Consider the following 12,272-nt stretch of genomic DNA (forward strand, 5'->3'; position numbering starts at 1 on the left):
TCCATCAGTGAAGGGCACAGGGAACGGGAAGAAGGGGGCGGGCGCACGGCGCGGAGGGGCCGGGCGCAGGGCGCGGAGGGGCCGGGCGCAGGGCGCGGAGGGGCCGGCTCACAGTTCTCGGTCGATGAACTCGAACATCTCGTCGTCGGAGACGTCGTCGAGCGCGTCCAGGTCGGCCGCGCCCGACGCGCCGGACGTGGCGCCACCGGAGGCGCCGCTCAGCTTGGACAGCAGGGTGTTGAGGCGCCTGGTGACCCGGCCGCGCCCCTCGTCGTCGAGGGCCAGTGCCTCCAAGGAGGCCTCGATTCTGCCGAGTTCGTTGAGCACCGGGTCCGCCGCGTCCTTGAGGGGCGGCGAGGCGCCGTCGGGCGACAGGCGTTCCAGGAGGTGTTCGACAAGTGCGGTGGATTCCGGGTAGTCGAAGACGAGAGCCGCGGGCAGTTTCAGGCCGGTGGCGGCCGCCAGCCGGTTACGCAGTTCCACGGCGGTCAGGGAGTCGAAGCCGAGCTCCTTGAACGACGTGTCCGGACGGATGGTGTCGAGGCTGTCGCGGCCGGTGTGTCCGAGGACTCCGGCGACGTTGGTGCGGACGAGGTCGAGGAGAAGGCGGCGCCGCTCGGGGGCCGGCAGTCCGGCGAGCCGGGTGGCGAGGCCGTCCGCCGAGGTGGCCGGGACCGCGGCCGCGGTCCGCCGGACACTCCGGCCCCCCGGCGCCGCGGTGGCGAGGGCGCGCAGGAGGGCGGGCCTGGTCGCGGCGGGCTGTGCGGCGACGGCTCGCGCGTCGAGATCCACCGCGACGACGTTCGCCCGGCCGTGGGCCCGGGCGGCGTCGAGGAGAGCCAGGCCGCGCGCGGCGGTCAGCGGGGTGAACCCGGTGCGTTTCATACGTGCCAGATCGGCTTCGCCCAGGTGCCCGGTCATGCCGCTCGGCGTCTGCCACAGACCCCAGCCGATCGAGAGACCGGACAGTCCTGCCGCGCGGCGGTGCTGGACGAGGGCGTCGCAGTAGGCGTTCGCGGCGGCGTAGTTGGCCTGACCGGGGCTGCCGAGCGTCGCCGCTCCCGAGGAGAACACCACGAACAGGCCGAGGCGCAGTTCGCGGGTCGCCTCGTGCAGATGCCGTGCCGCGGTGGCCTTCGCCGCCCACACCCTCGCGAGGCTCTCGGGGGTCTGTGCGGTGACCACGGCGTCGTCCAGGACACCGGCGGCATGGATGACACCGGTCAGCGGATGTGCCGGATCCGTCTTGCCGACGAGCTCGGCCACGGCCTCAGGGTCGCTGACATCGGCCGCGACGACGGTCACCTCTGCGCCCAACTCAGCCAGTCGGCCGACCAGTTCACTGCTCCCCGGAGCCTGCGATCCGCGCCTACCGGCCAGCAGCAGGTGTCGTACGCCCCACTCCTTGACCAGGTGCTCGGCCACCGCCGCGGCCAGGACGCCCGTGCCGCCGGTGATGAGCACGGTGCCGTCCGGGTCGAGAGCGGGCGGGATCTCCAGCACCAGCTTGCCGGTGTGCTTCGCCTGGCTCATGAACCGGAACGCGTCCCGAGCCCGTCCCAGCGGCCAGGACGCGACCGGCAGCGGGCGCAGGACGCCGGAGGCGAACAACTCCCCCATTTCCGCCAGCATTTCCCCGATCCGGTCGGGTCCGGCGTGCGGCACGAGGTCGAAGGCCCGGTACCAGGCGCCCCCGTGGTCGGCGGCGACCCGGTCGGGATCGCGCTTGTCGGTCTTGCCCATGTCGACCATGCGACCGCCCTCGGCGAGCAACCGCAGGGAGGCATCGGTGAACTCCCCGGCCAGGCTGTTGAGTACGACGTCCACGCCCCGTCCGCCCGTCGCCTCCCGCAGCGTCTCCTCGAAGAGGAGGTCGCGAGACGACGCCCGGTGGGCCGCGTCGATTCCCATGCCGTCGAGCACGCCGTGCTTTGCGGGGCTCGCGGTGGCGTAGACCTCGGCGCCCAGGTGACGGGCGATCTGGGTGGCGGCCATGCCCACGCCGCCGGTTCCGGCATGGATGAGCAGCGATTCGCCCGGCCGGAGGCGGCCGAGATCCACCAGCCCGTACCAGGCCGTCAGGAACACCACGGGCACCGCCGCGGCCTCCTGGAGGCTCCAGCCCTCCGGCACCGGGACGACCATCCGGGCATCCGCGACCGCGAGCGGGGCGAACGCGCCCTCGAACAGACCCATCACACGGTCACCGACCGACAGATGCGTGACGCCGGGGCCGACCTCCGCCACCTGCCCGGCGCCCTCACTCCCCGCGAACGTCCCCTTGTCGGGATACATCCCCAACGCGATCAGCACGTCACGGAAGTTCATGCCGGCCGCCCGTACGGAGATCCGCACCTGCCCGGGCTCCAACGGCGCGAGCGCCTCCGGGGCGTCGATCACCGACAGGTTCTCCAGGGTGGCAGGGCCCGAGGTGCCGAGCCGCCAGACGGACGTACCGGCCGGCGGGACCAGCTCTTCGGGGGCGCCCGCGGGAGTCAGCCGGGGGACGCGCAACGCCGCTTCGCGCCACGCGAGTTGGGGTTCGTCGAGGTCTTCGATGGCTGCACGCAGTACGGCCTGCGGCAGGTCGTCGACCTCCGCGCCGCTGTCACCGGCCTCGACGTCGAGGAGGGCGAGCCGGCCCGGGTTCTCCGACTGCGCACTGCGCACCAGACCCCACACCGCCGCCGCCGAGGCATCCACATCACCGCTGCCGTCCACGGCCACCGCACCCCGTGTCACCACCAGAAGACGCGACTCCGCCAGCTCCGACGCCGCCAAGAACTCCTGCACCAGCGCCAACACCCGCTCAACGACCGGAAGACCACCCTCACCGACAGCTGTCCCGACCGGCGCGACCACCGCCCACGGCACCGTCCCACCCACCGGCACCACATCAGCCAGACCGTCACCTTCCACCAGCGGGACCCAGCCGTCGGCACCAGCGTCGGCTGCCGCAACCGGAAGAGGCGTCCACTCCACCGTGTAGAGCCCGTCGGCACCAGCGTCGGCCGAGGCCATCAGCTGCGCGGGATCGGCCGCCCTGAGGGTCAGCGCATCCACACCCAGGACGGGCGCGCCGGTACTGTCGGCGATCTCGACCCGCAGGCCGCCCTCGGCCGCGTCTCCCTGCGGGGTGAGCCGTACGCGGATGTGGGCCGCGCCCTCCGCGCTCAGCGATACGCCGTGCCACGCGAACGGCAGCCACATTTTCCCGTCGTCGGGCCGGTCGAGGAGCATCAGCGGATGCAGGGCGGCGTCCAGCAAGACAGGGTGAATGCCGAATCCGTCGTGTGCGTCCGCCTGTTCGGGCAACGTGACCTCGGCGAGCAGCCCGGCACCGTGTCGCCACAGCGCCCGCACGCCCTGGAACGCGGGCCCGTACCCGTACCCGGCTTCGGCGGCCCGCGCGTAGAAGTCCTCCACGTCTACCGCCTCGGCACCAGGCGGCGGCCACTGCCCGACCAACTCCCCGGTTACCCCTGCGCGTTCAGGGCTCACCACGCCAATGGCATTGCACAGCCACGGGGCGCCGCCCACCTGCTCGGGGCGCGAGTACACGCGTACGTCACGACGGCCCTGCTCGTCCGCCGCGCCCACGGCCACCTGAACTTGCACTCCCCCGGAGTCGGGGAGCACCAGGGGCGCCTGCAGCATCAACTCGTCCACGGTGACGCAGCCCGCCTCGTCGGCGGCTCGCAACGCCCACTCGACCATCGCCGCGCCAGGCACCAGCACAGCCCCGGCCACCACGTGTTCGGCCAGCCACGAGGGGGGCTTGCGCGAGAGCCGCCCGGTGAGCAGGTACGAGTCCGACTCGGCGAGTTCCACGCAGGCACCCAGCAGCGGGTGCCCGGCGCAGGACATGCCGAGGTCGGCGGCGTCCCCGGTGAGCCCGGCGGGCTCCTCCAGCCAGTAGTGATCGTGCTGGAAGGCGTAGGTGGGGAGGTCTACGGTGCGGGGGGTGGGGTCGGCCGGGAACCAGCGGCGCCAGTCGATGTCGGCGCCTGCGGTGAAGGCGTGGGCGGCGGCGCGGGCCAGTTGGGTGGTGTCGCCGTGGTCGCGGCGCAGGGTGGGGATGACGGTGGCGGGGAGGTCGGTCTGCTCGATGGTCTCTTGTATGCCGAGGTTGAGGACGGGGTGGGGGCTGGCTTCGATGAAGAGGCGGTAGCCGTCCGTGAGCAACGCCTCGATGGTGTCGGCGAAGCGGACGGGCTGGCGGAGGTTGGTGACCCAGTAGCCGGTGTCCAGGCGGGTTGTGTCGTTGAGGCGTTCGGCGGTGACGGTGGAGTAGAAGGCGATATCCGTGCGCGTGGGCTGGATGCCGGTGAGGCGGTCGGTGAGCAGGTCATGGAGCTCGTCGATCTGGGGGCCGTGGGAGGCGTAGCCGACGTCGATGACGCGGGCGCGCAGGCCGCGTGTCTCGGCGTCGGCGACGACGGCGGCGACCTGCTCGGGCGGGCCCGAAATGACCGTGGAGGAGGGGCCGTTGACGGCGGCGACGCACACCCCCGGCCGGTCACCGATGAGCTCAGCCGCCTGCTCCGCACCCGTGCCCAGCGACGCCATGTCCCCGTGGCCCTGGAGCTGGCGCAGGGCGTCACTGCGGACGGCGACAATCCGGGCGGCATCCTCCAGCGAGAGCGCCCCGGCGACGCACGCGGCGGCCATCTCGCCCTGGGAGTGCCCCACCACCGCAGCGGGCGTGATCCCGTAGTCCGCCCACACCGCAGCCAGCGACACCATCACCGCCCACAGCACCGGCTGCACGACCTCAACCCGGGACAGCTCACTCCCATCCCCCCGCAGCACATCGACCAGCGACCAGTCCACGTATGCGGACAGCGCCTGCTCACACTCCGCGATCCGGGACGCGAACACCGCCGACTCATCGAGAAGTTGGGCCCCCATCCCCGCCCACTGCGAACCCTGCCCCGGAAACACCAACACCGGCCCGGCACCAGCCGAACCCGCAACCCCGGACACCACATCCACCGACACCTCACCCGCCGCCAGCGACCGCAACCCACCCAGCAGCGCGTCCCCGTCCCGCCCCACCACCACCGCCCGGTGCTCGAACACCGACCGCGTCGTCACCAGCGACCACCCCACCTCGGCGGGCCGCACCTGCGCGCCCCCCGCGACGAACTCGCCCAGCCGCCGCGCCTGTTCACGCAACACATCCCCACCTCGCCCCGAGACCACCCACGGCACCACCCCACCCGGCGACGCGTCAGCAAGACAAGCGGGCGCCTCCCGAGCGGCCTCCTCCGGCGCCTCCTCCAGAATCAAATGCGCATTCGTCCCCGAGATCCCGAAAGAGGAGATCCCGGCGCGGCGCGCCCGCTCACCCCGTGCCCACGGCACCGGCTCGGTCAGCAGACGCACCCCTCCGCCGTCCCACTCCACATGCGGGGTCGGCTCGTCGGCGTGGAGGGTGGCGGGGAGGTGCTCGTGGCGCAGCGCCATCACCATCTTGATGACGCCCGCCACACCGGCGGCGGCCTGCGTGTGGCCGATGTTCGACTTCACCGAGCCGAGCCACAACGGCCGTTCCTCGGAACGCTGTTGACCGTATGTGGCCAGCAGGGCCTGCGCCTCGATCGGGTCGCCCAGCGTGGTGCCCGTGCCGTGCGCCTCCACCACGTCGATGTCCTCGGGGTTCCGGCCCGCGCCGGCCAGGGCGGCGCGGATGACGCGCTCCTGGGAGGGGCCGTTGGGGGCCGTCAGGCCGTTGCTCGCGCCGTCCTGGTTCACGGCGGAACCGCGCAGCAGGGCGAGGACCCGGTGGCCGTTGCGGCGGGCGTCGGAGAGGCGTTCCAGGACGACCAAACCGGCGCCCTCGCCCCAGCCGGTGCCGTCGGCGGCGGCCGCGAACGGCTTGCAGCGGCCGTCGGGGGCCAGTCCGCGCTGGCGCGAGAACTCCACGAAGGTGTTCGGCGTCGCCATCACGGTCACGCCGCCCGCGAGCGCCAGGTCGCACTCGCCCTGGCGCAGCGACTGGGATGCCAGGTGCATCGCCACGAGGGAGGAGGAGCAGGCGGTGTCCACCGTGATGGCGGGGCCCTCGAGGCCGAAGGTGTAGGCGACCCGGCCGGAGGCCACGCTCGGGGTGCTGCCGGTCATGATGCGGCCCTCGAAACCGTCCGGCTTGCGGGCGAGGAAGCGGGAGCCGTAGTCGTCGTACATGATCCCGGTGATGACGCCGCAGGAGGTGCCGCGCAGGGTGGCCGGGTCGATGCCCGCGTGTTCGAAGGCCTGCCAGGCGGTTTCGAGGAGCAGTCGCTGCTGCGGGTCGGTGGCGGCGGCCTCGCGCGGGCTGATGCCGAAGAAGCCCGCGTCGAACCGGGCGGCGTCGTAGAGGAAGCCGCCTTCGCGGGTGTAGCTGTGGCCGACCTGGTCGGGGTCGGGGTCGAACAGGCCGGCCGTGTCCCAGCCGCGGTCCTCGGGGAACGGGCCGATGGCGTCGGTGCCGGTGGCCACGAGTTGCCAGAGCTGCTCGGGCGAGGACACGCCCCCGGGGTAGTGGCAGGCCATGCCGACGATGGCGATGGGGTCGTCGTCGGTGGCCATGGTGTGGGCCCCCGGCCCGGAGGGGGTCAGGGAAGTGGCCGGGGAGGTGTGCCGATCGGCGTCGGGGAGGTGGCCGCGCAGGTGGCGGGCGAGGGCGCTCGGGCTGGGGTGGTCGAAGATGAGGGTGGCGGGCAGCCGGATGCCGGTGACGGTGGAGAGGCGGTTGCGCAGTTCCAGGGCGGTGAGCGAGTCGAAGCCCAACTCCTGGAAGGCGCGGCCCAGTTCGATCGACTCGGGCGAGGGGTGCGCAAGGACGGTCGCGATCTGCTCGCGGATGAGTTCGGTCAGTGCGCGGTCCCGGTCACCGTGGGACAGCCGGGCCAGGCGGGCGCTCCACGAGGAGGGCGCGGCCTCTTCGGTGGTGGCCGCGGCCCGGCGGGGCATACGCACCAGTCCGCGCAGGGCGGGCTGCAGGGTGCGGGCGACGGCTTGGCCGCGCAGTACGGCGCGGTCGAAGCGGGTGGCGAGGACCGTGGCGTACGGGGCGGTCAGGGCCGCGTCGAAGAGGGCGAGGGCCCGGTCGTCGTCGAGGGCGGCCACTCCGGTGCGGTGGATGCGGGCGCGGTCGGTCTCGGCGAGCCGGGCGGCCATGCCGCCGGAGGCGGACTCCCACAGGCCCCAGGCCAGGGAGGTGGCGGGCAGGCCGTGCGCGCGGCGGTGTTCGGCGAGGGTGTTGAGGAAGGTGTTGGCGGCGGCGTAGTTGGCCTGGCCGCCGTTGCCGAGGACGGAGGCGCCGGAGGAGAAGAGGACGAAGGCGGCGAGGTCCGCGTCGCGGGTGAGTTCGTGCAGGTGCCAGGCCGCGTCGGCCTTCGGCGCAAGGACCGCGTCGAGCCGGTCGGGGGTCATCGCCTCGATGAGGCCGTCGTCGATGATGCCCGCGGTGTGCACGACGGCGGTGAGCGGGTGCGCGGCGGGGATGTCGGACAGGAGTCCGGCCAGCGCGGCGCGGTCGGTGATGTCGCAGGCCGCGACGCGGACGTCGACGCCGTCGGGGGCGAGGTCGGCACGCAGTGCGGCGAGGCCTTCGGCGGCCTCGCCCCGGCGGCTGACGAGGAGCAGGTGGCGGGCGCCGTGGGCGGTGGCCAGGTGGCGGGCGACGGCCCGGCCGAGGCCTCCGGTGCCGCCGGTGATGAGGACGGTGCCCTCCGGGGCGAGGGGTGGGGCGGTGGCGTCGGGCCGGGGCGGGGTGACGGCGAGGCGCGGGACGAGTGCGGTGCCCGCGCGCAGGGCGACCTCGGTCTCGGCGTGGGTGGTCGCGGCGGCCAGGGCGGCGGGCAAGGCGTGGCGTGAGGCGGCGTCCTCGTCGGTGTCCACGAGGAGGACGCGGCCGGGCTGTTCGGCCTGGGCGGCGCGGACCAGTCCCCACAGGGGTGCGGTGGTGAGGTCGGCGGGCGTGTCGTCGGCCCGTGCGGTGACGGCGCCGGTGGTGAGGATGACGAGCCGGGCGGAGCCGAGGGTGTCCGTGGCGAACCAGTCGCGCAGCAGTCGCAGGGCGTGCTGGGCTCGGGCCCGGACCCGCGCGGGGACGTCCGCCGACCCGTCGCCTTGCGCGGTGTGGCCGTCCTCCATGCCGCCCGGTGCGGGGAAGGGCGCGAGGACGATGTCCGGCACGGGCCCGCCGCTCGCCACCGCGGCGGCCAGGGCGGCCAGGTCCGGGTGGTGTGCGGCGGTGGCGGGATACGCGTCGTCGGGGCCGAGCACGGCCCATGCACCGGCGGCCGACTCCCCTGCGGGCAGCGGCAGTTGCTGCCAGTCCAGGTGGTGCAGGGAGGTTGTGGTGGCGGGGCGGGCGGCGCGCCAGCGGTCGGCGGGGATGAGCCGCAGTTGGAGGGTGTCGACGGTCGCGACCGGGGCGCCCTCGGGGTCGGTCAGGGTCAGCCGCAGCCGGTCGTCGCCGCGAGGGCTGAGGCGGGCCCGCAGCCGGGTGGCGCCGGTTGCGTACCGGCGGATGTCGCTGAAGGAGAAGGGCAGCCGCACCGGGGCGTCCGCGTCGCCCTCGCCGCCCACGCCCCCGCCGTCGCGGTCTCGGTAGAGCTCGTCGACAGCGTGCAGGGTGGCGTCGAGCAGGGCGGGGTGCAGGGCGAACGCCTCGGCGTCGGCGCGTTGTTCGTCGGCGAGGCGGACGTCGGCGTACAGGTCGTCGCCGTGCCGCCAGGCCGCGTGTACGGCGCGGAAGGCGGGCCCGTAACAGTAGCCCTGCGCGTCGAGCCGGTCGTACAGCGCGTCGACGTCGAGGGCGGTGGCGCCGGTGGGCGGCCAGGGCATGCCGTCGGGGACGGGTGGCTCGACGGCAGGGGCGGAGGCAGGAGCCGGGCTCGCGGCGAGGACGCCGGTCGCGTGACGGCGCCAGCCGTGGGCCACCGCGTCATTGCCTTCGTCACCCTCCTCACCCTCGTCGTCGGCGGGGCGGGTGTGAATGGTGAGGGTGCGGCGGCCGGTTTCGTCCGGGGCGGCGAGGGCGAGCTGCACATGGACGGCGCCGGTACCGGTACCGGCGCCCGCTGCGGGCTCGTCGAGCAGCAACGGGCTTTCGAGTGTGAGGTCGTCGACGGTGTCGCAGTCGGCGTACCGCCCGGCGAGCAGGGCGAGGTCGACGAAGGCGGTGGCGGGGAGCGGGATGCCGCCCGCGATGGCGTGGTCGGCGAGCCAGGGATGCGTACGCAGGGAGAGGCGTCCCGCGAGCAGGAGGCCGCCGTCGGCCTGCCGGATGACGGCGGGCAGCAGCGGGTGGCCGGTGTCCTGGAGGTCGGCGGCGCGGGCCGGGGCCGCGGCGTCGGGAGCGGTGCGCCAGTAGCGTCGGCGCTGGAACCGGTAGGTGGGGAGCGGCAGTTGTTCCGTGTCGTCGGGGAAGAGCGAGGTGAGGTCGGCGGTCTGCCCGTCGGTGTGCAGGGCGGCGACGGCGCCGAGGAGCGTGCGGGTCTCGTCGTGCCCGGCGCGCAGGGCGGACACGACGACCGGGGGCGCGGCCTCCGTCCCGTCCGCCGGGGCGGCCCGGAGGCAGTCCTGGACCATGGTGGCGAGGACCGGGTCGGGGCCGAGCTCCATGTAGCGCACGACGTTCCGGTCGCCGAGGGTGCGCAGCCCGTCGAAGAAGCGCACGGGCCGGCGGACGTGGCGCACCCAGTACTCGGGGTCGGTCAGGAGCTCCTCGTCGGCGAGCCCGCCCGTGAGGTTGGAGACGACGGGCAGCGTCGGCGGGTGGAAGGTCAGTGTGCGGACCACGCTGCGGAAGTCGTCGAGCATCGGCTCGATGAGCGGCGAGTGGAAGGCGTGGCTGACCTTGAGGCGCTTGGTCTTGACGCCGCGCCCGCGCAGGGTCTGTTCGACGTCCGCGACGACTGATGCCTCGCCGGAGACGACGACGGCGGCGGGGCCGTTGACGGCGGCGAGGGAGAGCCGCCCCTCCAGACCTTCGAGCAGCGGCAGCACGTCGCCCTCGGCCGCCTGGACGGCGAGCATGGCGCCGCCGGGGGGCAGGGCCTGCATGAGGCGGCCGCGAGCCGCGACCAGCTTGCAGGCGTCCGGCAGGGAGAGCACCCCTGCCACGTGCGCGGCGGCGATCTCACCGACGGAGTGTCCGGTCAGATGGCTGGGGACGATTCCGAAGGAAGTGACCAGGCGGTACAGGGCGACTTCGAGGGCGAACAGGGCGGCCTGCGTCACACCAGTCTCATGCAGAGCCGCTGCCTGCGCCGTGTCCGCGGGGGCGAACAGGACGGTACGCAGCGGCTGTTCGAGCAGCGGATCCAGGTAAGTGCAGATCTCGTCCAGGGCTTCGGCGAATACGGGGAAGTCCTCGTACAACTGGGCGCCCATGCCGGGCCGTTGGCTGCCCTGGCCGGTGAAGAGGAAGGCGGTGCCGCCGGACCTGGCCGGGACCTCGCCGCGGGTGAGGGCGGGGTGGGCGCGGCCTGTCGCGAGGGCTGCCAGTGCCGCCGCGCACTCGTCGTGGCCGGCACCGAGCACCACGGCGCGGTGCTCGAACAGAGTCCGGCGCAACAGCGTTCCGCCGACGTCGGCCGCGGCGCTGTCGGGGTGGGCGGCGACGTGCCCGGCCAGTGCGTCGGCCTGGGCGCGCAGTGCGGCGGGGGTACGGGCGGAGAGCACCCAGGGCAGCGGCACGGCCCGCCGCCACTCGTCGCGAGGACGATCGGCATCGGCGTCAGGGCTCTCGGCGTCAGGGCTCTCGACACGTACGCGCACGACGGGGCGAGGCCCCCGCTGAACCCCTGCGCCTTCTTCACCCGCGGGCTTCCCGCCCGCGCCCTCCCCCACCTCCACGGCCTCAACCGGAGGCGCCTCTTCCAGGATGAGGTGGGCGTTGGTGCCGGAGATGCCGAAGGAGGAGATGCCCGCCCTGCGGGGGCGGCTCCCCCGCGGCCAGTCCACCGGTTCGGTGAGCAGGCGTACCGCGCCCGACTCCCAGTCGGCGTGCGGGGTGGGCTCGTCCGCGTACAACGTGGCGGGCAGCGTCCGGTGCCGTAGTGCCTGGACCATTTTGATCAGGCCCGCGGCGCCGGCCGCGCCCTGCGTGTGACCGATGTTGGACTTCACCGAGCCGAGCCACAGCGGCCGGTCCTCGTGCCGCTCCTGTCCGTACGTGGCGAGGAGCGCGTCGGCCTCGATGGGGTCGCCGAGCCGGGTGCCGGTGCCGTGCGCCTCGACCGCGTCGACCTCCGCGGGCGAGAGCCGCGCCCCGGCCAGGGCGGCGCGGATGACGCGCTGCTGGGCGGGGCCGTTGGGGGCGGTCAGGCCGTTGCTGGCGCCGTCCTGGTTGACGGCCGAGCCGCGGATGACGGCGAGCACCCGGTGGCCTGCCCGGCGGGCGTCGGAGAGGCGTTGCAGTACGAGGAGCCCGACGCCCTCGGAGAACGCGGTGCCGTCGGCGGCGGCCGCGAAGGGCTTGCACCGGCCGTCGGCGGCCAGGCCCCGCTGGCGGGAGAACTCGGTGAACACGTACGGGTTGGTCATGACCGTCACGCCGCCCGCGAGCGCCAGATCGCACTCCCGCCTGCGCAGAGCGTGGGCCGCCAGGTGCACGGCGACCAGCGACGACGAGCAGGCGGTGTCGATGGTGACCGCCGGGCCCTCCAGACCGAAGGTGTAGGCGAGCCGGCCGGACAGGACGCTGGGGGCGCTGCCGGTGACCAGATGGCCCTCGGCGGCCGGGTCGATGTGCGGGGTCCCGAATCCGGGCAGGGCCGCTCCCGCGTACACGCCGGTGCGGCTGCCCCGCAGGGAGTGCGGGTCGATGCCCGCGCGCTCCAGAGCCTCCCAGGCGCACTCCAGGAGCAGGCGCTGCTGCGGGTCGAGGACGGCGGCCTCGCGCGGGCTGATGCCGAAGAACTCGGGGTCGAACAGGTCGGCGTCGTGAAGGAATCCGCCCTCGCGGGCGTAGCTGGTCCCGGGGTGGTCGGGGTCCGGGTGGAAGAGCCGGTCCAGGTCCCAGCCCCGGTTGTCGGGGAAGGCGCCAAGGGCGTGGCCGCCCGCGGCGAGCAGCTCCCACAGGTCCTCGGGGCTGCGGACGCCGCCGGGGTAGCGGCAGGCCATCTCCACCACGGCCACCGGCTCCTGGTCGCGTTCCTCGGCCTCGCGCAGGCGCTGCCGGGTGGCGTGCAGGTCCGCGGAGACACGCTTGAGGTAGTCGACCAGTTTCTCTTCGCTCACCATGTGCGCTTTAGCTCCCCGCCCGTGATCGC

Annotated in this window: 1 protein-coding gene; it reads right to left on the reverse strand. The window is 74.0% G+C overall.

All coding sequences use genetic code 11. From position 1 onward, the window contains the following. Positions 1 to 108: 108 nt before the first annotated feature. The gene (locus ACFVYL_RS00255) at positions 109 to 12,243 is read right to left on the reverse strand and encodes an SDR family NAD(P)-dependent oxidoreductase (protein WP_389712028.1); all 12,135 of its coding nucleotides are present in this window, start codon (positions 12,241 to 12,243) and stop codon (positions 109 to 111) included. Positions 12,244 to 12,272 lie beyond the last annotated feature (29 nt).

The organism is Streptomyces sp. NPDC058308 (assembly GCF_042880275.1).
GTDB lineage: Bacteria > Actinomycetota > Actinomycetes > Streptomycetales > Streptomycetaceae > Streptomyces.

What these genes read in the sequence shown, in the direction of transcription:
- ACFVYL_RS00255 (WP_389712028.1), bottom strand. Translation starts at nt 12,243, where the DNA reads ATGGTGAGCGAAGAGAAACTGGTCGACTACCTCAAGCGTGTCTCCGCG.